Here is a 25,238-nt window from a genome sequence, read left to right on the forward strand (position 1 = left end):
GATGTCAGAGACGGCCGCGCCGGAAGTCCGAGGGGTACACCCGTGACAGCGCGAGCGCGCCCGAGCCGTCGTGGCGGCCGGCAGGTCCGTGGGAGTCAGCGGTGCAGGCCGCCTCGGCGAGGGGGTGCGCACCGGCCCGGTCACCCCTTGACCGCGGCCATGACCAGTGCCCGGAGTGGTGCCGCCGTGCGGTCCAGCGGCTGGGTACTGGGCCGCATTCCGACCGGCAGCTTGCCCATGCGTGATGACCTCGGTGGCCTCCACGCCGTGGACCTCTGCTCGGGAAGTGCGGGCCAGGGCGGCCTCGGGGCAGTCGGTGCGGCCGCAGTGTGCTCGCACGCGTGGATCCCTTCTGCGGGCAGCCGGGCGGCGGACCGGACGGCCGGCATCCCCGAGCGGGTCGGGCTTTGCCTCCGATCTCGGGGATCGCCGCACCCGTCGCTCATGTGACCTGTGCGGCGATGGCCCGTGCGCACTCCATCGACTCGGTATGGGTGGTGTCCACCTCGAGGTCGTAGGTGACCCCGTGGTGGACGAGTTCCGCCTGGCCGGCGGCCATTCCGATGGTCCGGTCGCCCCGGGCGACCTCCCGGCCGGCGGCGATCGCGCCGTCGCACCGGACGCCGACCCACAGCACCGGCAGGTCGCCCAGCGCCTTCTGCCATCGCTGCTGCGAGTACGTTCCGCCGAGGAAGACCTCGTCCACGATCACCCGCGCGCCCGCGCGGGCCATCGCGGCGACTCCCTCGATCCAGGCCGCTTCCAGCGTCCGGAACTGCGGCCCGACGGTCACCTCGCCGTCCGGCGCGAACTCGATTCCGGCAACCGACGCCCGCAGGGACACGGGCATCGCCTCGACCAGCGTGTCCGTCCCGAGCGCCAGCCACGGATCCGGCAGGAGCGCCTGCAGGCACCGGACGATCCCGGACTTGCCCGAGCTGGAACCACCGTTGAGCACGATCACCTGCGTCGTCACCGCGCCACAGTAGACAGCTCCCGCCCCTTGCGCCAGATCGTCATGTCCGCGGTCACGAAGCTCACCCCGCTCGTCGGCAACGCGGTCGACTTCACCTGGATCACCAGCAGCGCGATGTCCCCGGAGGGGTTCTTGACGCAGATCTCGCTGCCGGCCGCCGCCGCGGCCGCCCAGCTGCCGTCGGCACCATGCGACGACCTGTGCCGGAGTGGGCCGCCGCGCCGGATCGGCGGCCAGACACCGGGCGATCAGCGGACGCAAGGGCTCGGGCAGCGGGGACGCCTCCCGAACCCGCCGAGCGGCCCTGATCTCCCGGCCGAAACGCCGCCGGAACGCCGGATCGTCCGCAGGCTGGGGCGGCACCACCTTGATCTCCACCGGGCGGCCTGTGTGCGACAGATACTCCCGGCCCGGCCCGGCCCGTCCCGCCCGCGCCGAGCCGTGCGGCGAGGCGACAGCCGGCCACCGTCGGCGGATCGTCCGCCTGCAGTGGCTGAAACACCTCAGTCGCCTTGTCCATCGCCGTATGTCCCCCTGATCGCCCGATGCGGCTGATCCCCCGATCCGACGAATTGATCACCGGTCAGTTCACGGTGGCCGGATACGAGCCTTGGGGGAGTCGGGCATGGACACGGGAGTGTCACATCGCTGTGGGGAGATTCGTCGTGGTGTGGGGTGACCGACGGCTCGAGGAGGACTCGTATGACAGCGGAACAGGAAGCGCGGAACAAGGCCGTGGTCGGTGTGTTCCACGAGGCCGTGAACACCCGGGACGTTCAGGTCGTCTCGCAGACCGTCGACGATCTCGTCCAGCCCGACGTGCTGTTCCACGCGCCCGTGAGGACGGGCCGGACGGGGCCGCAGGCTCTCAAGGACATCTGGACGGTCCTCCTGAGCGCGTTCCCCGACCTGCACGTCGCCGTCGAGGACGTGATCGCCGAGGGGGACAAGGTCGTCGTCCGCAACACGGTGACCGGGACCCACCAGGGCGACTACCGGGGACTGCCGCCGACCGGCCGGAAGGTCGCCTACCACGAGATCTTCGTCTTCCGCTGCGCGCACGGCCGGATCGTCGAGATCTGGGGAGTCGTGGACGTACTGACTCAGCTACGGCAACTCGGCGCGCACTGACGGCAGTTGTCCCGAATCTCTCATGCGGCCGCACCGGCCCCGCGATGTCACAAACGGCGGGGCTCTCTCGTCTAGGTCTAGGAATCGGACTTCGGGACCAGGGAGGTGATGGCCGTGCGGGTGTTCGTGGCGGGCGGCGCCGGCATGGTGGGCCGGCGGCTGGTGCCGCAGCTCGTGGCCCGTGGCCACCAGGTGACGGCCACGACGACGAGCGAGGCCAAGCTCGCGATGTTGGCGCACCTGGGCGCGGACGGCGTCGTGATGGATGGACTCGACGCCATGTCCGTCAATGCAGCGGTGGCCGCCGCCCGGCCGGACGTGATCGTGCACCAGATGACCGCGATCAGCCCGGCCCACTCCGGCAAACCCGACCCGAAGCACATGGACCGGTGGTTCCTGCCGACCACCAGGCTGCGCACCGAGGGGACGGACCATCTGCTGGCCGCCGCCCGGGCGGGCGGTGTGCCGCACTTCGTCGCGCAGGGGTTCGCCCACTGGAACGGGAGCCGTGCCGGCGGCTGGGTGACGACCGAGGAGGACCCGCTGGACCTGCACGAGGGAACGGCGGCGCACAAGCTGTTGGCGGCGCTGCGCTACCTCGAGGAAGCGGTCGGCAGGGCCGACGGCGTGGTGCTGCGTTACGGCGGGTTCTACGGCCCCGGCGCCACCGACGACGCCCTCGCACTCGTCCGCAAGCGGCAGTTCCCGATCGTCGGGAACGGCACCGGCTACGGCTCGTGGGTGCATGTCGACGACGCGGCGAGCGCCACTGTGCTGGCCGTGGAGCAGAAGGCCCGGGGGGTGTTCAACATCGTCGACGACGAACCGGCCCCGGCGAGCGAGTGGTTGCCGCACCTGGCGCGGTGCGCGGGCGCGAAACCGCCGATGCGGTTGCCCAAGTGGCTGGTCCGGCTGCTGGCCGGAGAGGTCATGGTGACGATCATGACCGAGGGGCGCGGCTTCTCCAACGCCAAGGCCAAGCGGGAGCTTGGCTGGCAGCCGCGCTATCCGTCCTGGCGGCAGGGCTTCCAGGAGGGGCTGGCATGAACCGCGTCGAGGAGTTCGAGACGCTGCGGCCACTGCTGTTCTCCATCGCCTACCGACTGCTGGGCAGCGTGAGCGAGGCCGAGGCCGCCGTACAGAGGACCTGGCTGCACTACGAGTTGTCTCCGGCCCGGGCCGGATCGGCCAGGGCGTTCCTGTCCGCCACGGTGACCCGGACGGCGATCGACGCGCTGCGCTCGGCCCGCGCCCGGCGAAAGACCTACGTCGGCCCCTGGTACCCCGAGCCCCTGCTCGCCGATCCCTATGAAAACCCCGAGCAGTCCGCGGAGTTGGCCGACTCACTGTCCATGGCCTCGCTGCTCCTGCTGGAGGGGCTCAGGCCCCTGGAACGGGCGGTCTTCGTGCTGCGGGAGGTGTTCGGCTTCGACTTCCCGGAGATCGCCGAAGCGGTGGGCCGGCCCGAGGCCGCGTGCCGACAGCTCGTGTCACGGGCACGGCACCACATGGAGGCGGCCCGGCCCCGGTTCGAGGCCGACCGCAAGGAACGCGAGGAACTCGCCGAGCGCTTCTTCGACGTCCTGGAGAAGGGAGACCCGCACGCGCTTCGCGAACTGCTGGCCGCCGATGCGACGATGACGGCGGACACCGGCGGCAACGCCCCGCAGTGGGCCAGGGGCGTTTTCGGCGCCGAAAACGTAGCCCGGGTGCTCACGTCGGTGGTCCTGCCCTTCACCCGGATCGGCGGTGTCGTGGAACCCCATCAGGTGAACGGTCAGCCGGGCGCCATCTTCCGCGACCGGGACGGCAAGGTCATCAACACCTGGACACTCGACATCCTCGAGGGCCGCATCCAGACGATCCGCACGGTCAGCAACCCCGACAAGCTCGGGCACATGGGCCCCGTGGCGGACGCCTGGGCGGTGCTGCGCGAGACGCACCAGGCACGCAGGGACGAGGACTGACCGCCGCAACCGCGACCAGTGATCAGCAACCCACCACCAAAACCCGTACGGGAACAGGGGATTCGCAAGTGATCAGGATCGGCATCATCATCGGCAGCACCCGCCCGGGCCGCAAGGGCGACCAGGTGGCCCAATGGGTTCGGGACCTGGCCGCCGAACACGCGGGCGACACAGTGGACTTCGAACTGGTAGACCTCGAGGACTTCGACCTGCCGCTGCTCGACGAGGCGGTCCCGGCGGCCCGGATGCCGGGCAAGCAGCCGCACACCCGACGCTGGGCCGAGCGGATCGGCTCGTACGACGCCTACATCTTCGTGACGCCCGAGTACAACACCGCCGCGCCCGCCTCCCTGACCAACGCCATCGACTACCTGCACCGGGAGTGGGGCGGCAAGGCGGTCGCCTATGTCGGTTACGGCGTCCACGGCGCGGTCATGGCGGTGCACAAGCTGCGCGCGCAGGCGGGCGTGCTGAGGATGGCCGACATCGGTCCGCAGGTCGCGCTGACGCTGCGTGAGGACTTCGTGAACTTCACCGACTTCAAGCCGCTGGAACTGCGCGTGCCCGAGGTGCACCGGCTGGTCGACGAACTGCTGGCGTGGACCCAGGCCCTCGCCCCGCTGCGCGCGGCCTCCTCGGCCGCTCTCTGACCGCGGCTGGTCCGCACCCCGACGTCGGTCCGGGGTGCGGACCAGCCGCCCGTACCACACCCCCTGTGCCGTGCGGAGGGACGTCGCTGAGCGCAGGCGACCGCGGCGACGCCGTCGATCTCGACGCGCACACCGTCGCGCACGAGTTGGGCGACGACCGTCGTCCGGGCGGGCACCAGCGGGCAGTCCGCGCAGAAGTCGCGGTACGCGCTGTTGAAGGCCGCGAAATCGCGCATGTCGCTCAGGTGGCAGGTGCACTTGACGATCAGGTCCTTCCGGCTGCCTGCAGCGACGACGACCGTGACGAGGTTGTGCAGAACCTGCCGGACCTGGGTGGCGAAATCGTCCGGTTGGCGTGCAGTTCGCGCAGCATCTGTTCGGTTGTGGTCGACGGCATGAGGATCACCCTGTCACCGCCATGACCAGCTCTCCACCGGTTGTCCGGTGAGTCGAGGAACTACAGCCACGCTCCGTCGCGCATGACGACTCTGCCGCGCAGCTCCGGCTCGCCGCGCCAGGCGCGTACCGTCTTGGGCGCCACGCGCACATACACGAAGGCACCCTCCTCGGCGCGGGGGTCCCACCCGAACTTCCGGGCGTACGCCCCTGCCGCCTCGGCCGGCACCTGCGGGGCGGGGAAGGGTTCGGCCTCGCCCTGGAGCAGCACCACGTCGAAGCTGTCCGGCAGGGCCAGGTGGACGCGTGGTTCGGCACGGATGTTCCGCGCCGTCGCGGAGGCGGCGCCGGTGCACATCCACATCGCCCGCCCGTCCCACAGGAACCACAATGGCACCTGGTGCGGCCCGTGCTCGGGATGAGCCGTCGACACCCACACGTCCCGCTCGGTGGCCAGGCGTCGCAGTGTGTCGCGCCTGCGCTCCGGCAGCTCACGGCTGACCAGGTCCTCGGTCCCCATGGGTTCGCACCCTAGTCAGCGGGCGGGCGCACGGCGGGCAGTGCAGCTCCCGACCCGCCGTACCGGCCCGCCGACGGCCGACGCCCGGGGCGGGCCGCCAGTGGAGGACGTCAGGCGTTCGGGTCGACACGTACTGGATCTCGTCGTTGTTGATCCACACCACGACGTGCTCCCAGTCGGTGGGTGTGGCCGATGGCCGGCGGACCGTAGGTCGCCTGGTCCTTCTCGAAGTAGCTGGCGTACATCACGGCGCACCCGCCGTTGTTGCACTTCTCGCGCGAGTAGGCGTTGGCGAGCTGGGCGTAGTCGTGGCAGTGGCCGTTGACGTCGCCGCCGAGCTTGAGGCCGGGGTTGACCGGAGCAGCCGCAGCCGGCGACGGCCCGCGGATTCCGTGGAGCCCGGACCGGGCGTGGGGGACAGGTGGGTTCGCACCTCAAACTCCTCTGGGAGTGGCAGCGCCGCGAACCCAGAGGTGTGGACCAACTTTCGGCAAGAGGTGAAGTGAGGAGACTGGGGCGGGAGTTGAAACTGTTCCAGGCTCGTCGGCACGCCGAACACGCGCGGCGGGATCCGGCGCAGCGCCTCCAGATCGAGGGAGTACGGCAGCACGCTGGACGCCACTGCCGCCACCGCCGCGACGCCCAGCACCTGGGGCAGGCGGGCAGCAGGTCGACCACCCGTCGCGATCCGGGTCAGTGCGATGACGAAGGGGCCGAGGGACTCGATCGTGGCCACGGCACCCAGCGGGATGCGCTCGAGGGCCTCGTAGCAGGCGAGATGGTGTCCCGCGAGCAGGGCTCCGGCGCCGGGCACCGTACCCCGGGACCCCCGCATCGAACCTGATGCCCGTCGGTGCGGGCGTCACGCCAGGCACAGCGGGACGCCCGCGATCAGCAGCCGCAGGATCACCACGCCGGCGGCACCGACCTGCGGATGGACCCGGGGGGCGAAGGCCGCGCCGAACCGGATGCCACGCACGGCGCCCAGCACCGGACCCGGCGCGGGTGTCTTCCTGACGACCCGTGCGTACGCCCGGCTCATGCCGCCCCTGCTCAGTGCCTGCCCAAGTCCTGTTCTGCGAACCGCCGTTGCTTACTGCGCCGTGCGCAGCAGCAGCTTGCCCGTCGATGTGCGTCCGCCCATCAGCCGGTGCGCCTCGGCGGCGTCCGACAGCGCGAACTCCGCGGTGACGGGCAGGGTCACGGTGCCGTCGACGACCTTGCGGAAGGCGCGCTCGGCGAGCGCGCGCAGCGCCTCGGGTGCGGTCTGTGCGAGGCCCAGGACGGAGAGGCCGGCAACCGCACGACCCTGCGCGGAGAGTTCCGCCTGCCCGGCGTGCCACGGCTGCGCGCCGCTCGCGTTGCCGAAGGACACCAGTCGGCCGAAGACGGCCAGGATGTCGAGGCCGCGGCGCAGGGTGTCGCCTCCCACCGCGTCGAGGATCAGGTCGACCCCCCGGCCGCCGGTGGCGCGGCGGACGTCGTCGGCGAAGGTGTCGGCGCTGAACACCTCGTCGTAGCCGTACTTGAGGGCGTATTCGGCCTTGTCGAGGCAGGACACCACGCCGTACACGGCGTCGGCGCCGGCCGCCCGGGCCAGCTGTCCGACCGCCGTGCCGACGCCTCCCGCCGCGCCGTGCACCAGCACACTCTCCCCGGCGCGCAGCCGCCCCACCTCGTGCAGCAGGGCGTGCGCGGTCGGCAGGACGGTGGGCAGCGTGGCCGCGGTGCGCAGGTCCAGGCCCTCGGGCAGCGGGAGGACGGTGGCGGCCTCGGCGGCCACCACCTCCGCGTACGCGCCGCCGTTGACGAACGCGACGACTTCCTGACCAGGCCGCAGTCCTTCGACGCCCGGGCCGACGGCCCGGACCCGGCCGGAGACGTCCAGGCCGGGACGGAACGGCAGCGACGGCACCCGGTACCCCTCGGCGCGCGCCTTGAGGTCCGCGAAGTTCACGCCGGTGTAGGCGGCGTCGATGGTCACCTGGCCCGGCCCCGGTTCGGGGACCTGGGCCTCCACGACCTTGAGTACCTCGGGGCCGCCGTACTCCTGGAATTCGACCGCGCGCATCAGCGGTGACCGCCTTTCTGCAGGGTGCGCCCTGTGTGCCAGGGCCAGTGTTCAACGGAAAGCGAACACTTGGACTGTAAGATACTCATCGAACACTCGGCAAGGGGTCCGGGCTGCCGGCGGAGTGACCCGCGAGAGAGCGCACGGGAGGGGAGAGGCATGCCGAAGCAGACCGCGGGCGCACGTCACCGTGCGGCGCCCATCCACACGGATCCCAAGGACGTCTCCGTCCTGACCGTGCTGTCCGCGCTCGCCGACCCCGTGCGCCTGCAACTGGTCCGCGAGCTGGCGGGCTCCGCCGACTGGACGCGCAGCTGCGGCAGTTTCGACGTACCCGTCGGCAAGGCCGCGCTCAGCCACCACTTCTCGGTGCTGCGCGACGCCGGTGTGGTCGAACAGCGTGACGAGGGGCCGAGGCGGGTCAACCGGCTGCGTCGCGAGGAGTTCGAGGCGCGCTTTCCCGGGCTGCTCGATCTCCTGATCCACGGCGACGGCGACGCGGGCTGAGCGACCGACCCGCGCGGGTTTCGGCGGCGGGTTCGGTCTGCTCGGCATGCGCGAGCGCGCCATCTTCGCGGGCGGTACGTTCCGCGCGGGCCACCGCCCGCGGGGCGGATTCGAGGTCGCCTGCACCCTTCCGTTCGACAGCCCCGACGACGACCACGACGAAAGCCCCGCCCCGTGACGGTCCGCGTCCTGCTCGCCGACGACCAGGCCCTGCCGCGCGCGACCTTCCGTATCCTCGTCGACTCGGCCGAGGACCTGACCGTGGTGGCGGAGGCCGCCGACGGGCAGGAGGCCGTCGGCCGCACGGCTGCCCACCGGCCCGACGTCGTCCTCATGGACACCCGCATGCCGAACGCCGACGGCGTGTCCGCCACCGCCGCCATCTGCTCCCGGCCGGAACTGACGGGCACGCACATCCTCGTCCTCACCGCCTTCGGGAACGACGAGAACGTCGCCAGGGCCCTGCGCGCCGGCGCGAGCGGTTTCCTCGGCAAGGGCGTCAGCCCCGACGACCTGCTGTCCGGCATCCGCACGCTCGCCCCCGGTGACGCCCTGCTCTCGCCCAGCGCCACCCGGGCCCTCATCACCCGGTTTCCCGGCGGCCCCTGCCACCGACGACTTCCACGCCCTGCCCGACGCCGTCAGGACCCTGGCCGACCGCGAACGCGAAGTCACGGCTCTGGCCGCGCACGGCAGGTCCAACGTCGACATCGCCGAGCAACTCGTCGTGGGCCCCCTCACCGTGCGCAGCCACATCCAGGGAGCCATGACCAAGCTCGACGCCCGGGACCGCGCCCAGCTCGTCGTCGCCTGTCAGGGCGGCCCGGTGAAACCGCACGCCCGGCCCGGCGGGCGGGCGTGACTCCATGGCGGAGGGGCCACAGTGGCCGAGTGGAGGCCCGGGCCGCCCGCAGGGCCGGCAGCGGGCATCTCGCGGACGCTGTGGGTGCGGGTGCCGACACGCTGCACGGTCACGGCGTACGGCGTCTTGTCCGTAGGCCCTTCAGCCGGGGAAGGCCCCTTCGCTGCGCCGGGCCGGAGCGGGGCGCTCGTCATCATGTCCGAATCTGGCCAGCGTCACGACGACTGATCGCTTAGAACGGGGGCATGACAACCTACTCGGCTGTGGTGACCACCGGTATCTACTGCCGTCCGGGCTGCGGTGCCAGGCCGCTCGCGGAGAACGTGCGCACCTTCGAGCTGCCGGCGGCGGCCGAGGCGAACGGGTTCCGGGCGTGTCTGCGCTGCCGGCCGTACCGGGTGGCCGGGCCGATCGCCGCCGATGTGCCCGAACTGCTGTGCAGGGCCGTGCAGTTGATCATCGCCGGGGCGCTTGACGCGGACACCGAGGCCGCGCTCGGCGCCCGACTCGCCCTGTCGCCCCGACACCTGCGGCGGCTGTTCACCCAGCACCTGGGAGTCACCCCGGACCAGCTCGCCCGCTCGCGGCGCGCCCACTTCGCGCGCCGGCTGCTGGACGACACGGACCTGACGGTGGCCGATGTGGCGTTCGCGTCCGGCTTCGGCAGCGTACGGCAGTTCAACCGGGACATGCGGCTGGTGTTCCTGGCCTCGCCGCTGGAACTGCGCAGCCGGCGCCGGCGTACGGACCGGCTCGTGGCGGACGGCGGGCTGGAGATGCGGCTGCCGTTCGCACCGCCGCTGCACTGGCCGGGGCTCCTGGCGCTCCTCGCGGAGCGGGCCGTACCGGGCGTGGAGTCGGTGGCGCAGGGCGTGTATCGGCGCACGATCAGCCTGGACGGCGAGGCCGGCCTGCTGGAAGTACGCGCGGGCGGCGCGGACCACCTGCTGCTGCGGGCCCATCTGCCGTTCTGGGAAGGGCTGATCCACGTGGTCGAACGCATCGGCCGGATCTTCGGCGTGGACGCGGACGTAGCCCCGGCCGAGACCGCCCTGGCCGCTGATCCGGTGATCGGCCCCCTGATCGCGGCCCGCCCCGGGCTCCGGGTGCCGGGCGCCTGGGGAGCCTTCGAGATCGCCGCAGACGCCGTACTGCGCCAGTACGCCGCAGGGCCGCGGGTCCGGCAGCAGATGGCCGCGCTGGCCGAGGTCGCCGGACAGCCGGTTCCCGGGATCGGACACGGCCTGACCCGCCTCTTCCCGTCCGCCGAGACGGTCGCCGTGACCGACCTGGAGGGCGTCGGCCTGTCGGCGCAGCCGGCGCGCGCGCTCAGGGCACTGGCCCTCGCCGTCGCAGCGGACGACACGCTCCTCGACGGCGGCTCGGCCCTGGCGGACCTCGTACCCGCCCTGGGAGCCGTCCCGGGAGTGACCGAGGACACCGCCCAACGGATCGCGCTGCGCCTGGGCCACGGCGACGCCTTCCCGGCCGCGACGACCGCGGCGCACGCGGACGCGGCCGTCGCCGCGTGGCGGCCCTGGCGTGCCTTCGCCGCGACCCACCTGGCGGTGGCGGAACTCTCCGCGGTGACGGCCTGATCGCGCCGGGACCCCCAGCGCCGCCACCAACACCAACACCAACACCCTCTCCACCGAAGGGATCGATGATGAACTCCGCCCAGCGAGAACTGGCCGCCGCCCTGCGCTCGTTGCACACCCCCTGCGACGGCCGGGCACTGGTGCTGCCCAATGCCTGGGACGCCGCGAGCGCGGCGCTGATCGCACGGGCGGGCGCCCGCGCGATCGCGACGACCAGCGCAGGCGTCTCCTGGTCGGCCGGCCGGCCCGACGGCCACGGCCTGACCCGGGAGGAGACGGCTCAGGCCGTGCGCCGGATCGTCGACGTGGTCGACGTACCGGTGAGCGCCGACATCGAAGGCGGCTACGGCCCCGGCGCCGACGACGTCGCCGTCACCGTCCGCGCGGTGATCGCGGCCGGTGCGGTCGGCGTCAACCTCGAGGACTCGCTCGCACCGGGCGGCCCGCTCCACGACGTGCCCGCCCAGGCCGTACGCCTGCGCGCGGCCCGCTCCGCCACCGAGGAGGCAGGGTTGGCGGACGTGTGGATCAACGCGCGCACGGATGTGTTCCTGTTCGGCATCGGCGCTCCGCAGGACCGCCTGGACGCCGTGCTCCGCCGGGCCAAGGCCTATGCCGAGGCGGGCGCCGACAGCCTGTTCGTCCCCGGCCTGGTGGACCTGGACACCGTGGCCGAGCTGGTCCGCCGCAGCCCGCTGCCGGTCAACGTCATGACAGGGCCGGGCGCACCGTCGGTGACCGCTTTCGAGGCAGTCGGCGTCCGCCGCGTCAGCGTGGGCACCGCACTCGCCCAGACCGCGTACGGGGCCCTCCAGCGCGCCGCCGCAGAGTTGCTGGACGCGGGCACGTACGACGCGATGGCGGGCGCGGCGGACTTCGGCACGGTCAACGGCGCTGTCGCCACGGAGCGCTGAGGCGCTCTCCGCATTGCCCCGATGGGAGTACCGGCTTGTTACCCACTTTCGGGTGGCCGAGTGGGGGCTGCACGGCGTACGGGCCCGAAAGAGCACCGAAATGCCGTTTTCAGAACATAAATGGTCATTGCATCCGAGAGTCATGGATTGCTGCTGGATCTGTAATGCGATGCGGGTTTCCCGTACAAAGCCGGGCGAAGGTTGCAAGGTGTGGATGTGCGGCCAATCGGCCGCACACCGCACCAACGCGTTTCCTCGCGAAGGGGGACTTCGTGTCCGATTCTTCTTCCGTCCGTCGTGTGACCGCCGCCGCTGCCGTGGCCGCCGTCATGGTGGGTGCCACGGCGCTCCCGGCGGCGGCCGCCGGTCAGCACCAGGGCCGGCTGCACCACGGCGTGGTGTACATCAGTGGTGTGCGGAACGACGGGCTGAGCCGGGTCGACCACTCCAACAGCACGCTGAACAAGCAGTGGGTGGCCGTCACGAACGGCTCGCGCCGGGTGGTGAACCTGGACCACTGGACGCTGTCCGACGCGGAAGGTCACACCTACACCTTCCGCCACGTACGGCTCGCGGGCCGGGCCACCGTCCGCGTCCACACCGGTGTCGGCCATGACAGCCGGACCGACCTGTACCAGGACCGCCGCCTGCGCGTGTGGAACCACAACAGCGACACCGCGACCCTGCGCGACGACCGCGGCCGCGTGATGGACGCCGTGTCCTGGGGTGTCCGTGACCACCGCCGTGACGGCGCGGGCCGCCACGAAGGGGCCGGACGGCACCACGGCGACCACCGCCGCTGACCCTCTTCCCCCGGCCCCGGACGGCCTCCTCGCCGTCCGGGGCCGTCGCACGTCCTGGCCCGCGGTCCCGGGCAGGACGCGCCGTACGACCCGGTGAGCATTCCTCCGTCACGGCTCCAGCAGCCCGTAGCAGATTGGCACGCGCCCCAGCGAGCCGGGGCCGGCGCGCGCCTCAGGCCGGTGACCGTGCCGGCACCTGGGCTCACACCTGCCTCCCAGCCCCTGTGCGGTGTGCGTAACTCCTGATGATCAGGTGGCGAGACACCGGCGTAATGAGCGGTTCCTACGCTCACGAAGAGTGAGACCAGGACGAGCACAGGAGAGGGAGGCGCCCGTGGCCGCGCCGGGCTCGCACAGCGAGGGCACGACGAGGGTGCGGACGGTCTGCTCGTACTGCGGAGTGGGCTGCGGCATGGTCCTCGACATCGGCACGGGACCGGACGGGCGCCGCAGCGTCCGCAGGGCGAGCGGGGACAAGGAGCATCCGGCGAACTTCGGACGGCTGTGCACCAAGGGCGCGACCACCGCCGACATGCTGGCCGCCCCGGGCCGCCTGAGCACTGCCCTCGTTCGGCCGGAGCGCGGCGAGGAACCGCACCCCGTTCCGCTGTCGACCGCCGTCGCCGAGACAGCCCGCCGCCTGCGCACGGTCATCGACGAGCACGGCCCCGACGCCGTCGCTCTCTACGTCTCCGGGCAGATGAGCCTGGAGGCGCAGTACCTGGCGAACAAGCTGGCCAAGGGATTCATCCGCACCAACCAGATCGAGTCGAACTCCCGGCTGTGCATGGCCGGCGCCGCAACCGGCTACAAGCTGTCGCTGGGCGCGGACGGGCCACCCGGGTCCTACCAGGACCTGGACAGGGCCGACGTCTTTCTCGTCATCGGGTCCAACATGGCCGACTGCCACCCCATCCTCTTCCTGCGCATGATGGACCGGGTGAAGTCGGCAGGCGCCAAGCTGATCGTCGTCGACCCGCGGCGCACCGCCACCGCCGCCAAGGCCGACCTGTTCCTGCAGATCAACCCCGGCACCGATCTCGCCCTGCTCAACGGGCTGTTGCACCTGCTGCACACGAACGGTCACACCGACCCCGGCTTCATCGCCGCGCACACCGAGGGCTGGGAGTCGATGCCCGGGTTCCTCGCCGACTATCCGCCCGACACCGTCGCCGAGATCACCGGCATTCCGCAGGACCAGCTGCACGAGGCGGCCCGGCTGATCGGCGAGGCGGGGGAGTGGACGAGCTGCTGGACGATGGGCCTGAACCAGTCCACGCACGGCACCTGGAACACCAACGCACTGGTCAACCTGCATCTCGCCACCGGTGCCATCTGCCGCCCGGGCTCCGGCCCCTTCTCGCTGACCGGCCAGCCCAACGCCATGGGCGGCCGGGAGATGGGCTACATGGGGCCGGGCCTGCCCGGGCAGCGCTCCGTACTCGCCGACGCCGACCGGGCCTTCGTCGAGGAACTGTGGGAGCTGGAACCTGGCGCCCTGCGCGCCGACGGAGTCGGCAGGGGCACGGTCGAGATGTTCCGGAAGATGGCCGACGGGGACATCAAGGCGTGCTGGATCATCTGCACCAACCCCGTCGCCTCCGTCGCCAACCGCAAAACGGTCATCGAGGGCCTGGAGGCGGCCGAGTTCGTCGTCACCCAGGACGTGTTCGCCGACACGGAGACGAACGCGTACGCCGATGTCGTGCTGCCCGGCGCGCTGTGGACCGAGACCGAGGGCGTCCTGATCAACAGCGAGCGCACCCTGACCCTCGCCCGCCAGGCCGCTGATCCGCCCGGTGAGGCGAGTGCGGACTGGCGGATCATCGCTGCCGTGGCCCGTGAGATGGGGTACGAGAAGGGTTTCGCGTACGACAGCGCCGAGGAGGTCTTCGAGGAGATCAGGCGCGCCTGGAACCCGGTCACCGGCTGGGACCTGCGCGGGGTCGGCTACGAGCGGCTGCGGCAGACGCCTGTGCAGTGGCCCGCGGCCGGTGCCGACGGCCCCGACCGCAATCCGATCCGGTACCTCGGCGAGGACGGCACGCCGACCTTCCCGACCGCGAGCGGGCGAGCGGTGTTCCACGCCCGCCCGCACATACCCGCGGCGGAGATGCCCGACGACGACTACCCGTTCGTCCTCAACACCGGCCGGCTCCAGCACCAGTGGCACACGCTCACCAAGACGGCCAAGGTGGCCAAGCTGAACAAGCTGAACCCCGGCCCCTTCGTGGAGGTCCACCCGCAGGACGCGGCCCAACTGGGCGTCGCCGACGGCGATTCGGTGGAGGTCGCCTCGCGGCGCGGGCGGGCCGTACTCCCTGCGGTCGTCACCGACCGGGTGCGGCCGGGCTGCTGCTTCGCGCCCTTCCACTGGAACGACCTGTTCGGGGAGTACCTGAGCGTCAACGCCGTGACCAGCGACGCCGTCGACCCGCTGTCCTTCCAGCCCGAGTTCAAGATGTGCGCCGTGTCGCTGACCAAGGTGGCCGCTCCCGTCACGGTGCAGGCCCCGGCTCCGGCCGCCGCACCGGTCACGGATCCGGCAGCCGAGGGCCTGCCCACGGTGACCGTGCCGGCCCCGTTCGGACTGGAACCCGCGCCGCCGCCGGTCCTGGCCGACCACGAACGCCGGTATCTGACCGGGTTCCTCGCCGGCATCCCGTCCGGCGCCCCGGGTGTGCCGGTCCTGCCGCCGGACGCCCCGTTCAGCCCCGAACACGCCCTGTGGGTCAACGGCGCCCTGGCCGGGATGTACTCCAGGACCGAGACGCCGCCCCCGCCCGGCACGGGCGGCTCTCCGCAGTCTTCGGCCCCGTCCGCGGACGCTCCCCGCCGCCAGGTCCTGATCCTGTGGGCGTCGCAGACCGGGAACGCCGAGGAGTTCGCGGGCGCCGTGGCAGAGCGGCTCACCGCGGACGGGCATGCCGCCTCCCTCGTACCCATGGAGCAGGCGGATCCCGCGACCCTGCCGTCCGACGCCGACCTGCTGCTGATCACGAGCACCTTCGGGGACGGCGAGGCCCCCGACAACGGCGCCGGATTCTGGGACGCCCTCGCCTCGCCCGACGCCCCGCGCCTGCACGGCAGGCGCTACGCCGTCCTGGCCTTCGGCGACTCCTCCTACGACGACTTCTGCGGCCACGGCCGCCGCCTGGACCGGCGTCTGGAGGAGCTGGACGCGACACCGCTGACCCCGCGCACCGACTGCGAACCGGACTACGAGAGCGCGGCCGGAGTCTGGCTCGACCAGGTCCTCACCGCGCTGCGCCCCACCGGCCGGACGGCGCGCGCCGCAGCCCCCGCCCCGGCCTCCGCGCTTGCGGCGTCCCCGTCGGCTGCGCGGCCGAGCCGTCCCGCCCCCGTCACCGCCCGCCTCACCGGCAACCGCCTGCTGAGCCGGCCCGGCGCCGGCAAGGAGGTCCGGCGCTTCACCTTCGACAGCAGGGACGGCCAGACCCCGCTGGTCTACGAGGTGGGGGACGCCCTGGCCGTCCACCCGGTCAACCGGCCCGAGCTGGTGACGGAGTGGCTGGCCGTCACCGGCGCCGACGCGGATGCGACCGTACGGATGAGGAGCGCCGAGGAAGTGCCGTTCGCCGAAGCCCTGCTCCGGCACCTGGACATCACGCGGGTCACACCCGACCTGCTGCGCTTCGCCGCCGACCGTACCCGCGACCCGCGCGAGCTGCGCAAGCTGCTCAGGCCGGACAACAAGGGAGAGTTGGCGCAGTGGTCCTGGGGACGCCAGGCCGTCGACGTCGTCGCCGAGTTCGGCATCCGGGCCGGCGCGCAGGAGTGGGTCGAGGTGCTGGGACGGCTGCAACCCCGGCTGTACTCCATATCGTCCAGCCCTTTGACCGACTCCCACCTGGTGTCCCTGACGGTCTCCGTCGTCCGGTACGAGAACCTGGCCGGCCGCGCCCGCCAGGGCGTGTGCTCCCCCTTCCTCGCCGACGCCGAGCCCGGCACCCCGGTCCCGGTCCGGGTCCGGCGGGCGCCGCACTTCCGCCCGCCGGCCGACCCCGCCACCGCGGCGGTGATGGTGGGCCCCGGCACGGGTGTCGCCCCCTTCATCGGCTTCCTGGAGGAACGCCGGGCCCGCGGCCACCGCGCCCCGAACTGGCTGTTCTTCGGCGAGCAGCACCGGGCGACCGACTTCTACTACGAGGAGGAGCTGTCCGAGTTCCTGGCCGGGGGTACGCTCACCCGCCTGGACACCGCCTTCTCCCGCGACCAGCGTGCCAAGGTCTACGTCCAGGACCGGATGCGCGAACACGGCTCTCTGCTGTGGACCTGGCTCCAGGACGGCGCACACTTCTACGTCTGCGGCGACGGCTCCCGCATGGCCGAGGACGTCGACCGGGCCCTGCGCGAGACCGCCGTCGTACACGGTGGCCTGGACGAGGCGGAGGCGGCGGCGTACGTCAAGCAACTCGCCGCCGACAAGCGCTATGTGAGAGACGTGTACTGACCACGCCCCGCCGCGCCCGGGCAGACAGGCACGGCGGGGCGTCGCGGTGCCCGTGCCCAGTCAGCGCTTACGGGCGACGCCGCCGTGCTCGGCGACGATCTCCTGGGCGGGCGAGCCCGGCTCCGGACGCCACTGCGTGACCGGGACCACGCCGGGCTCGATGAGTTCGAGGCCGTCGAAGAACGTGGTGATCTCGGCCACGGTACGCAGGTTGTACGGCACGGCACCGCTGCTGTTGTACGCGTCCTGAGCCTGCTCGAAGACGGGGTCGATGCCGCGCGAGCCGTCGTTGACGGCGAGGTGGCTGCCCGCCGGCAGGGCGTCCATCAGCCGGGTGACGATCGAGCGGGCCTGGTCGTGGTCGGCGACGTGGCCCAGGATGTTGCTGAGGATGAGCCCGGTGGGACGGCTGAGGTCCAGCGTCTCGGCGGCGGCCGCGAGGATGCGCTCCGGGTCCGTCACATCGGCGTCGATGTAGGCGGTCGCACCCTCGGGGGTCGAGTAGAGCAGGGCGCGGGCGTGGGCCAGGACCATCGGGTCGTTGTCGACGTAGACGATCCGTGTCTCGGGAGCGATCCCCTGCGCGACCTCATGGGTGTTCTGTGCCGTCGGCAGACCGGTGCCGATGTCGAGGAACTGCCGGATCCCCGCCTCGGCCACCAGATACGTGATGCTGCGGCGCAGGAAGGCACGGCTGCCGCGGGCGATCGTGACGATGCCGGGGAAGACGGCGGTGTACGCGTTGCCCGCCTCCTCGTCGACGGGGTAGTTGTCCTTGCCGCCGAGCCAGTAGTTCCAGATCCGGGCGGAGTGCGGCACCGACGTGTCGATCTTCTGGCGCAGCGCTGCTTCGGGCGACGTCACGGGGTCGGTCATGAGTCGAGTCCATCTTTCGGCCAAGTCATGTATCGGTCACGGCACAACCTACGTCCGAACACCCTTTTCGCACCAAGCGGTTGGCGATCGCGACCGGCCCGAGGACACCGGGCGGGCCGTCCGCGGCAGTGGGCGGATCCGGGTGTGACTCGGTCTCCGTTGCGTAGCGCGCAGGTCAAGGGCCGGTCATGGCGGGCAAAGGTGGCTCGCGGCGGGCGTATTGTTGGATCGGAAAAAGAAAGGCACCTCGTTCGGTGAGGCGTCTTCACGGACACAGGCCACTGATCCCACCCGTCGAGAGACGCTCCGGATCAGGACAGGTCTCCCCGGCCCAAGGGGTGACCCCAGGTGGCTTCCCCGCACAGGGGATCACGCCGTGGAGTGCCAAAGCTCTGACGAGTAGGGGTGTGCCGGGCCGTGCCGGGTCCGGCTGCCCTCCGCCACAGGACCGCGACACTCTCTGCGCGGCCGTGACCGGGAGGAGGCGACATGGACAGTAGTCCGGGCCATAGTCGGCCCCTCTTCGTGTTGTCCGCGCCGTCCTTCCGCGGCCTCCAGCAGCCTCTTCTTCCCTGAATCCCACCCAGCCACCGGCCCGGCCCGACAGCCGGGTGCCGGGCCGTGCCCTGTGCGCGCCCGGTGGGCCCGGTGCCCCGGCCCGGGGAGGATGCGCGCTGCCATGGGCCGCCCGTCGCCCCGCCATACCGGGGCAAGGGGGTGTTCATCTTGGCTGCCCACACTCTGTTCATGTCCACTTCGGCCCGGTTGCGTGACCGCCGGGTCAATCTGGAGCGCCGCGCCACCGCCTCCAGGGCGGTCCGCACCTCGCTGGTCTCTCTCGCCGGACTGATCGGCGGCCCTGCCACCAACCAGTCCGGGGACGAGGTCGGCCGCGTCGTCGACGTCGTCGCGCGGCTCTACGGCACCGACTCCTACCCGCCCGTCACCGGGCTCATCCTGCGCATCGGCCGCCGCCACACCTTCCTGCCGGCCCACGCGGTCGGCAAGGTGCACGCCGGGCACGTACGGCTGCGCACCGCCCGGGTCGACCTGCGGGACTTCGTGCGCCGCCCCGGTGAGGTCCTGCTCGCCAAGGACGTGCTCGACCACCAGCTGGTCGACGTCGACGGCGTCCAGGTCACCCGCGCCGCCGACCTGTACCTGGCACCCCTGGTCGACCAGGTCGTGCTGGTCGGGGTCGACGTCTCACTGCCCACGCTGCTGCGCCGGCTCGGCCCGCGCCGCTGGCAGGCCCGCCCCACCCCCGAGCGGGTGCTGGACTGGCAGGCCGTCGCGCCCTTCGCCGAACAGGCCACCGAGGGCCCGGCCGAGGTGCGGCTGCGTGCTTCCCGGACGGCACTGCACCGGCTACGCCCGGCCGACCTCGCCGACATCCTCGAAGACCTCGGCCGCGCCGAACGCCAGCAACTGCTGGGCTGGCTCGAGCCGGAGCAGGCCGCCGACGCCCTGGAGGAGATGGAGCCGGCCGAGCTGCAGAACCTGCTGCGCGAGGCCCAGCCGGAACACGCAGCCCGCCTGGTCGACGAGATGGAGCCCGACGAGGCCACCGACGCCCTGCGCGACCTCACCCGTGAGGAGCGTGAGGCACTGCTCACCCGGATGCCCAAGGGCGAGGCGGCCGAGCTGCGCCGGCTGCTCACCCACCGGGAGGGCACGGCGGGCGGTGCCATGACCACGCTGCTGATCACCGCCCGGCCGGACGAGACCGTCGCCGAGGTACGCGGTCGGCTGGCCGAGCAGCACGAGCACCGGACCGAGATCGACGCGGTCGCCGTCGTGGACGGCGCGGACCGGGTGCTGTGCGACATCCCGCTGTTCGACGTCGCGGTGGCCGAGGACACCACCCCCATCTCCGACCTCGTCACCTGGCGTGCCCAGTTCGGGCCGCCGGACACCGTCGGCGCCGACACCTCCCTGGCCGAGGCCGCCGACCAACTGGTCGCGGCCCGTGCCTCCTCACTCCTGGTGGTCGACGACAGCGACCGCCCGCTCGGCCGGATCCTGGCCGACGACCTGCTCGACGCGATGCTGCCCGAACGCGGGCGGCTGCACTTCCGGAGGTTCCTGCAGTGACCCGCGACCTCGACACCGCCACCGCGGCACCGCAGGCCCCCGCGCCCGCGCGCCGGACCGGCTGGCGGCGCATCACCATGATCGCGGCGGTCGCCGGACCCGGACTGGTCGCCGCGAACGCCGGCAACGACGCCGCCGGCATCGCCACCTACGCCTCGGCGGGCTCCCAGTTCACCTACGGCACCCTGTTCTTCATGGTGCTCGTCACCGTCGCCCTGGTGATGGTGCAGGAGATGGCCGTCCGCCTCGGCGCCTACACGGGCAAGGGCCTCGGCGCCCTGATCCGTGAGCAGTTCAGCCTCCGCCTGACCGCGCTCGCCGTGTTCTGCCTGCTGCTCGCCAACACCGGCCTGGTGGTGAGCGAGTTCGCGGGCATCGGTGCCGCCTTCGAACTCCTCGGCATCCCCAAGTGGGCGGTCATCCCGCCGGCCGCGGTGCTGCTGTGGGCGCTGGTGCTGTTCGGCTCCTACCACTGGGCCGAACGCATCTTCCTGATCATGTCGCTGGCCTTCTTCGCCTACCCGGTCGCCATGATCCTCGGCCACCCCGACTGGGGAGCGGTCGGCCACCACCTCGTCGTGCCGCACATGGAGCCGAACAAGGCCTTCATCCTGCTGGCGGTCGCCCTGATCGGCACGACCGTCAGCCCGTACATGCAGTTCTACGCCGCCGCGGGCGTCGTGGACCGGGGCGCCAAGCCCGCCGACTACCCGCTGATCCGCGCCGACGCCATCCTCGGCGCGGTCTTCGCCTGCGTCATCAGCCTGACCATCATCATCGCCACGGCCTCCGCCATCGGCGGCACCGGCCCGCTGGACTCCGCCGCCCAGGCCGCCGAGGCCCTCAAGCCGGTCGCGGGCCGCAACGCCGAGCTGCTGTTCGCGCTCGGTCTGCTCGGCGCCTCCGCCCTGGCCGGCGCCGTCGTCCCGCTCTCGGCCAGCTACGCCATAGGAGAGGCCGCCGGCGTGGAACGCTCCGTCTCCCGCAGCTTCCGGGACGCCCCGCTCTTCCTCGGTCTGTTCACCGCCCAGATCGTGCTGGGCGCGGTGGTCGCGATGACCCCGGTCGACGTCATCCAACTGCTGATCGGCACCCAGGTCCTCCAGGGCCTGATCAGCCCGATCGTCCTGGTCTACCTCCTGGTGCTGACCAACCGCCGCTCGGTCCTCGGCCCGGCCGCCAACGGCCCGCGCTACCGCATCGCCGCCACCGCCGTGGTCGTCGGCGTCGCCGCCATGTCGACGATCCTGCTCGTCCAGACCGTCCTGGGCTGGTTCGGCCTCGGCTGATCCACCCCTTTCACCCCGGCGTGCCGTACCCCGATGCCCGGCGCCGGGCCGCCAGGGACTACCGTCCCGTGATGGAGCCGAGCCGGACCCTTCCGCGCCGAGGCCCCCGAACCAAGCCAAAGGAGGACAATCCCCATGGATGGCCTCACGCCGACCGCGCTGTCGGCCGGCCAGCTGCCCGAGCTGACCACGGGACGCCTGCTGTCCACCTGGCAGCTGGACGTCCCCGCGCTGCTCCTGGTCATCGCCCTGGGCGCGCTCTACGGCTGGGGCGTCGCGCGGCTGCGCCGGCGGGGCGAGCCCTGGCCGCCCGTCCGCGTCGCCGCCTTCACGCTGCTCGGCCTGGGCGGGCTGGTCGTGGCCACCATGTCCGCCCTGGCCGTCTACGACCATGTGCTGTTCTGGCCGGCTGCCGTGCAGAACGTCCTGCTGGACCTCGTCGCACCCCTGGGCCTGGCCCTCGGTGACCCGCTGCGGCTCGCCATCGAGGCCCTGCCGGAGAACTCCGGCGGGCGGGTGCGCCGTGCGATGTCCGGCCGCGTGGTGCGCGCGCTGACGTACCCCCTGGTCAGCACGGCGCTGGTGCTGACCACGGAGCTGACGGTGTACTTCACGCCGTACTTCGCCACCGCGCTGCGTGTGGGCTGGCTGCACGAGCTGATGTATCTGCACCTGCTCGTGGCAGGCTGCCTCTTCGTCGTACCGATGCTGACCCACGAGCAGGCGCTGCCCCGCTGGTGCACCCACCCCGTCCGGGCGGCCCTGGTCTTCCTGGACGGCATCGTCGACGCGGTCCCCGGCGTGGTGGTGATGACACACGGCACCCTGATCGCCGGCGCCTGGTACCTGCACCACGCGCCGACCTGGTCCCCGGACGTCCAGCACGACCAGCAGATCGGCGGCGGCGCGATGCTCAGCATCGCGGAGCTGGTCGCCCTGCCCTTCCTGCTGGCCCTCCTGGTCCAGTGGGCGCGCGCGGAACGGGTCCAGAACGCCGCCCTCGACCGCCGCCTGGACGCGGAACTCGCTCCCGCCGTCGTGCCCGCGCCCGCCGCGGACCACGCAGCGCAGGCCCCGTCCGCCGAGCGTGTACGGCCCTGGTGGGAGACCGAACAGAACGACGTGGCCGCCAGGATCCGGGGGCAGCACCGGGACCAGTGACCGGCCACGGACACAGGAGGAACCGGATCGCGGCCGTGGGGCGGTCGGGGCACAGACCCCGACCGGCCCCACGCCCTTGTCCGGCCCGGGCCGTCGCCCGCCGGGCGGGCATGATCACATACGAGCGCGCAGGCCCCGCCGAAGAGCCGGCACCCTACGGTCGCCGTGGGGAAAGGCCTGGGCGGGCAGCGGGCCGGACCGTCGCACATCTGGCTCACCGGCCGGACCTGGTCATCATCCTGCCCGACCCCGGCCACTGGTCGGCCGACGAGCACCTGGGTGAGCCGACCGGGAGGCCCGCTGCGTCCGGCCGCGGCCCCCGCTACGCCCGCCACCAGCCGGACAGCTGCACGGAAACCGGCTTGCGGGCACAGCCGTCGCACACGGCGACTTCCTGATCGTCGACCTCGCCGGCACCGATCGTCTAGCGCATCGTCAGTTTCGCGTGGTCGGTGTCCGGCAGCCAGTCGCGCCGGGGGGAGTACTCGAGCCAGCGGCGGGTGCGGCCGGTCTCGGCGAAGCCGCGCAGCAGGGCGTCGAGCAGCGGGTGGCGGTAGGAGTCGTGCCAGGCCAGCGACCACGCGTACAGCGGGGTGGGATCGACCAACGGCACACTGCGCAGGCCCGCGTGGTCGGGCAGCGGAGCGTCGGCGGGGAAGAGGGTGAAACCTTCGCCGTCGGCGCGGACGTGCTGCAGGAGATGGTCCAGGCCCAGGTTGGGGCCGTCGTGCCGACGTGTGATGCGGAACTCGTCGGCGAAGCGGCGCAGGAAGTCCAGGCGGCTCAGTGCGGCCGGGCTCCACAGCACGCTGTCGCGCAGATCTGCCGGGGTGAGCGCGTCGGCGCCCGCCAGCGGATGGGACGGGCCGAGCAGCACGTCGACGGGTTCCAGCCGTACCAGCCGCTGGGTCAGCCCCGCGTCCCGTCCGTCCGGCAGCGGATGCACACGGCCGAATCCCAGGTCGGTCCCGCCGCGCGACAGCGCCTGTGCGACGGACGGCCAGTCGCGGCCCGGGCCCGGCTCCCAGCGCACCGGGCCGGACGCCTGAACGGCCGCGGCGACGGTGCGCATCGGCGCGTACAGATGCCCCCAGGTGTCGATCCGTACGGCCGCTCCGGCGCCCGTCACCGCCGCGACCGCACGTTCCCCCGCCGCGAGCGCCTCCCGCGCGGCCGGCAGGAACCGCTCGCCCGCCTCGCTCAACCGCACACCGCCCTGCCGCTCGAAGAGCCGGACGGCGAGCAACCCCTCCAGCCGGACAATGCGTTTGGACAGTGCCTGCTGGCTGGTGCCCAACTCTTCGGCGGCCCGCCCGAAGTGCAGGGTGTCGGCGGTGGTGACGAAGGTGCGGACCAGGGCGAGGTCGAGATCCATGCCGCTGACCTTATGCGACAACACAGGGTTGTCGGCCCGGCGGTCCGGTTGTTGGCCGGGCCTACGCCCCTGCCGGTCAGATGGTCTTCGACGCCACACCGACCGACGGCCCCCAGGGGCCGACAAGGAGGACGACAACGATGAAGGCCTTCGTACCGACCGGGGACCCCGCAGAGCCGGTCGTGCTCGCCGATGTCGCCGAGCCGACGCCCGGCCCCGACGAAGCGCTCGTGAAGGTCGAGGCGTTCTCCGTCAACCGGGGCGAGACCTTCAGGCTGGAACAGCCCGTCCCGGGTGAACGGCCCGGAAAGGACATCGCCGGACTGGTGGTGCAGCCGGCCGCGGACGGGAGCGGACCGTCGGGGATCACCCGGGTGGTCGGCCACCCCATGTCGGGTGGCTGGGCCGAGTACGTGGCCGTGCCGACCGGCGCGCTCGCCGAGCTGCCCGACAGCGTCAGCACCCATCAGGGCGCGGCGCTGCCCCTGGCCGGGCTCACCGCGCTGCGGTTGCTGCGCACGGCCGGGCCCGTCCTGGGACGCCGGATCCTGCTGACGGGCGCGTCCGGGGGAGTGGGCCACTACGTCACCGAACTCGCGGCGGCCGCCGGGGCCGAGGTCACCGCGGTGACCCGGGACGCCGAACGCGGCGCCCGGCTCGCCGAACTCGGCGCCGCCGACATCGTCCACGACGTCGCCGACGCCCAAGGCCCTTACGACATCGTGCTGGAGTCGACCGGTGGCCAGGCGCTCGCCACCGCCCTGGCCCGGCTCGCCCGGCGCGGCACACTCGTCTGGTTCGGGCAGGCCAGCCGCACACCGGCCACGCTCGACTTCTTCGACTTCTTCGCCGGCCCCGAATCGGCCGTCGTCCGGCACTTCCACTACCTCGACGCCGACACCCGCCTGGACGACGACCTGGCCACGCTGGTCCGGCTGACCGCCGAGGGCCGACTGCATCCGGAGATGGGCCGCGTCACGGACTGGGCCGGCACCGCAACTGCTCTCACCGACCTGCGCGAGCGGCGTATCCGCGGCAAGGCTGTCCTCACCCTGTCCTGAACCACCTGACCACGCACACACAACGACAACCGCACCAAGGGAGTACGACCATGACCACCACCGACCCCAGGGCCGTCGTCATCCGCTACGTCGAGGCCGTTCGTGACGGCGACGTGGACGTCATCCACGACAGCTTCGCCGAGGACGTCACCTGGCACTACCCGGGCGACCTGCCCATCTCCAAGGTGTGGCGCGGCCGGGACCGGGTCATCGACGAGTTCCTCGGCAGCATGGGCCCGGTCCTCGTGCCGGGCACCCTCGAGATAGAGCTGGTGAGCACACTCGCCGAGGACGACCGCGTGGTGGCCGAATGGACCTCCAGGGCCAGGACCGTGTACGGCGGCACCTACGACAACCGCTGCCTCGGCATCTACACCGTCCGTGACGGCAGGATCACCTCCGTCGTCGAGTACGCCGACACCCACCACGTGGCCACCACCCTCTTCCCCGGCCACGGCACCGGCCGACGGACCGACGCCGAGTGAGTCCGCCCTCGACGCCGGGCGACCTGCA

General features: G+C 72.2%; 21 protein-coding genes, 4 pseudogenes and 1 riboswitch. Of the genes and pseudogenes, 16 read left to right on the plus strand and 9 right to left on the minus strand.

The window, feature by feature from the left end:
* Positions 1 to 442: 442 nt before the first annotated feature.
* Positions 443 to 976 carry a chloramphenicol phosphotransferase CPT gene (gene cpt / locus GQF42_RS40890; RefSeq protein WP_158931194.1) on the minus strand — a complete coding sequence of 178 codons (534 nt, stop codon included), beginning with the start codon at positions 974 to 976 and terminating at the stop codon, positions 443 to 445.
* Between the two features lie 285 nt (positions 977 to 1,261).
* A pseudogene (locus GQF42_RS46455) lies at positions 1,262 to 1,496 on the minus strand (serine/threonine-protein kinase); the annotation flags it as partial.
* Positions 1,497 to 1,678: 182 nt separating this feature from the next.
* Here GQF42_RS46455 and GQF42_RS40900 point away from each other — a divergent pair.
* The 4 genes from GQF42_RS40900 (at position 1,679) to GQF42_RS40915 (ending at position 4,724) form a co-directional block, all read left to right on the plus strand.
* On the plus strand, positions 1,679 to 2,107 hold the full coding sequence (locus GQF42_RS40900) for an ester cyclase (RefSeq protein WP_158928515.1): 429 nt from the start codon (positions 1,679 to 1,681) through the stop codon (positions 2,105 to 2,107).
* 108 nt (positions 2,108 to 2,215) lie between these two features.
* On the plus strand, positions 2,216 to 3,154 hold the full coding sequence (locus GQF42_RS40905; protein WP_158928517.1) for an NAD-dependent epimerase/dehydratase family protein: 939 nt from the start codon (positions 2,216 to 2,218) through the stop codon (positions 3,152 to 3,154).
* On the plus strand, positions 3,151 to 4,074 hold the full coding sequence (locus GQF42_RS40910) for an RNA polymerase sigma-70 factor (RefSeq protein ID WP_158928519.1): 924 nt from the start codon (positions 3,151 to 3,153) through the stop codon (positions 4,072 to 4,074). Before GQF42_RS40905 ends, GQF42_RS40910 begins: the two co-directional genes overlap by 4 nt.
* Positions 4,075 to 4,142: 68 nt before the next feature.
* Positions 4,143 to 4,724 carry an NADPH-dependent FMN reductase gene (locus GQF42_RS40915; RefSeq protein ID WP_158928521.1) on the plus strand — a complete coding sequence of 194 codons (582 nt, stop codon included), beginning with the start codon at positions 4,143 to 4,145 and terminating at the stop codon, positions 4,722 to 4,724.
* 158 nt (positions 4,725 to 4,882) lie between these two features.
* Here the strand turns inward: GQF42_RS40915 and GQF42_RS40920 are convergent.
* The 5 genes and pseudogenes from GQF42_RS40920 to GQF42_RS40940 all read right to left on the minus strand — a co-directional run.
* Positions 4,883 to 5,041 (minus strand): annotated as a pseudogene (locus GQF42_RS40920) (RidA family protein); the annotation flags it as partial.
* A gap of 140 nt (positions 5,042 to 5,181) precedes the next feature.
* A complete protein-coding gene (locus GQF42_RS40925; RefSeq protein ID WP_158928523.1) occupies positions 5,182 to 5,640 on the minus strand; it encodes a pyridoxamine 5'-phosphate oxidase family protein in 459 nt (152 codons plus the stop codon).
* A 124-nt stretch (positions 5,641 to 5,764) separates the two neighbouring features.
* A pseudogene (locus GQF42_RS46460) lies at positions 5,765 to 6,008 on the minus strand (NPP1 family protein); the annotation flags it as partial.
* A 494-nt stretch (positions 6,009 to 6,502) separates the two neighbouring features.
* Positions 6,503 to 6,682 carry a hypothetical protein gene (locus GQF42_RS40935; protein WP_158928525.1) on the minus strand — a complete coding sequence of 60 codons (180 nt, stop codon included), beginning with the start codon at positions 6,680 to 6,682 and terminating at the stop codon, positions 6,503 to 6,505.
* Positions 6,683 to 6,733: 51 nt separating this feature from the next.
* Entirely contained in the window at positions 6,734 to 7,711 is a 978-nt protein-coding gene (locus tag GQF42_RS40940) for a quinone oxidoreductase family protein (protein ID WP_158928527.1), read from the minus strand.
* A gap of 159 nt (positions 7,712 to 7,870) precedes the next feature.
* Here GQF42_RS40940 and GQF42_RS40945 point away from each other — a divergent pair, with 159 nt between their 5' ends.
* The 7 genes and pseudogenes from GQF42_RS40945 to GQF42_RS40975 all read left to right on the plus strand — a co-directional run bounded on the left by GQF42_RS40945 (position 7,871) and on the right by GQF42_RS40975 (position 16,869).
* A complete protein-coding gene (locus GQF42_RS40945; RefSeq protein ID WP_158928529.1) occupies positions 7,871 to 8,218 on the plus strand; it encodes an ArsR/SmtB family transcription factor in 348 nt (115 codons plus the stop codon).
* A 46-nt stretch (positions 8,219 to 8,264) separates the two neighbouring features.
* A complete protein-coding gene (locus GQF42_RS40950; protein WP_407699520.1) occupies positions 8,265 to 8,396 on the plus strand; it encodes an ATP-binding protein in 132 nt (43 codons plus the stop codon).
* A pseudogene (locus GQF42_RS40955) lies at positions 8,393 to 9,080 on the plus strand (response regulator transcription factor). The gene GQF42_RS40950 and the pseudogene GQF42_RS40955 overlap by 4 nt, the downstream one beginning before the upstream one ends.
* A gap of 245 nt (positions 9,081 to 9,325) precedes the next feature.
* Complete coding sequence (locus GQF42_RS40960) at positions 9,326 to 10,678, plus strand: bifunctional transcriptional activator/DNA repair enzyme AdaA (RefSeq protein ID WP_158928531.1); 1,353 nt, start codon at positions 9,326 to 9,328, stop codon at positions 10,676 to 10,678.
* 68 nt (positions 10,679 to 10,746) lie between these two features.
* Positions 10,747 to 11,592 (plus strand): isocitrate lyase/PEP mutase family protein, encoded by an 846-nt coding sequence (locus GQF42_RS40965; RefSeq protein WP_158931196.1) that lies wholly within the window; start codon positions 10,747 to 10,749, stop codon positions 11,590 to 11,592.
* A 272-nt stretch (positions 11,593 to 11,864) separates the two neighbouring features.
* Positions 11,865 to 12,395 (plus strand): lamin tail domain-containing protein, encoded by a 531-nt coding sequence (locus GQF42_RS40970; RefSeq protein ID WP_375997750.1) that lies wholly within the window; start codon positions 11,865 to 11,867, stop codon positions 12,393 to 12,395.
* 412 nt (positions 12,396 to 12,807) lie between these two features.
* Entirely contained in the window at positions 12,808 to 16,869 is a 4,062-nt protein-coding gene (locus GQF42_RS40975) for a molybdopterin-dependent oxidoreductase (protein WP_407699540.1), read from the plus strand.
* Between the two features lie 60 nt (positions 16,870 to 16,929).
* On the opposite strand, the gene GQF42_RS40980 is transcribed toward GQF42_RS40975, so the two are convergent.
* Entirely contained in the window at positions 16,930 to 17,745 is an 816-nt protein-coding gene (locus tag GQF42_RS40980) for an SAM-dependent methyltransferase (RefSeq protein WP_158928535.1), read from the minus strand.
* A gap of 239 nt (positions 17,746 to 17,984) precedes the next feature.
* A riboswitch (M-box (ykoK) riboswitch) is annotated at positions 17,985 to 18,157 on the plus strand.
* A 335-nt stretch (positions 18,158 to 18,492) separates the two neighbouring features.
* On the opposite strand from GQF42_RS40980, the gene GQF42_RS40985 reads away from it, so the two are divergent.
* From GQF42_RS40985 to GQF42_RS40995, 3 genes are all read left to right on the plus strand, one after another.
* Entirely contained in the window at positions 18,493 to 19,839 is a 1,347-nt protein-coding gene (locus tag GQF42_RS40985) for a magnesium transporter MgtE N-terminal domain-containing protein (protein WP_233273652.1), read from the plus strand.
* Positions 19,836 to 21,128 (plus strand): NRAMP family divalent metal transporter, encoded by a 1,293-nt coding sequence (locus GQF42_RS40990; protein WP_233273653.1) that lies wholly within the window; start codon positions 19,836 to 19,838, stop codon positions 21,126 to 21,128. Before GQF42_RS40985 ends, GQF42_RS40990 begins: the two co-directional genes overlap by 4 nt.
* 135 nt (positions 21,129 to 21,263) lie before the next feature.
* Positions 21,264 to 22,289, plus strand: a complete 1,026-nt coding sequence (locus tag GQF42_RS40995; RefSeq protein ID WP_158928540.1) for a cytochrome c oxidase assembly protein — start codon at positions 21,264 to 21,266, stop codon at positions 22,287 to 22,289.
* Positions 22,290 to 22,713: 424 nt separating this feature from the next.
* Here the strand turns inward: GQF42_RS40995 and GQF42_RS41000 are convergent, their stop codons facing one another.
* Positions 22,714 to 23,664 (minus strand): LysR family transcriptional regulator, encoded by a 951-nt coding sequence (locus GQF42_RS41000; RefSeq protein WP_158928542.1) that lies wholly within the window; start codon positions 23,662 to 23,664, stop codon positions 22,714 to 22,716.
* A 140-nt stretch (positions 23,665 to 23,804) separates the two neighbouring features.
* On the opposite strand from GQF42_RS41000, the gene GQF42_RS41005 reads away from it, so the two are divergent.
* Together GQF42_RS41005 and GQF42_RS41010 are read left to right on the plus strand one after the other, a co-directional pair.
* A complete protein-coding gene (locus tag GQF42_RS41005; RefSeq protein WP_158928544.1) occupies positions 23,805 to 24,725 on the plus strand; it encodes a zinc-binding dehydrogenase in 921 nt (306 codons plus the stop codon).
* Between the two features lie 50 nt (positions 24,726 to 24,775).
* Positions 24,776 to 25,210 carry a nuclear transport factor 2 family protein gene (locus GQF42_RS41010; protein WP_158928546.1) on the plus strand — a complete coding sequence of 145 codons (435 nt, stop codon included), beginning with the start codon at positions 24,776 to 24,778 and terminating at the stop codon, positions 25,208 to 25,210.
* Positions 25,211 to 25,238 lie beyond the last annotated feature (28 nt).

The sequence above is a fragment of the Streptomyces broussonetiae genome (assembly GCF_009796285.1).
Lineage (GTDB): Bacteria > Actinomycetota > Actinomycetes > Streptomycetales > Streptomycetaceae > Streptomyces > Streptomyces broussonetiae.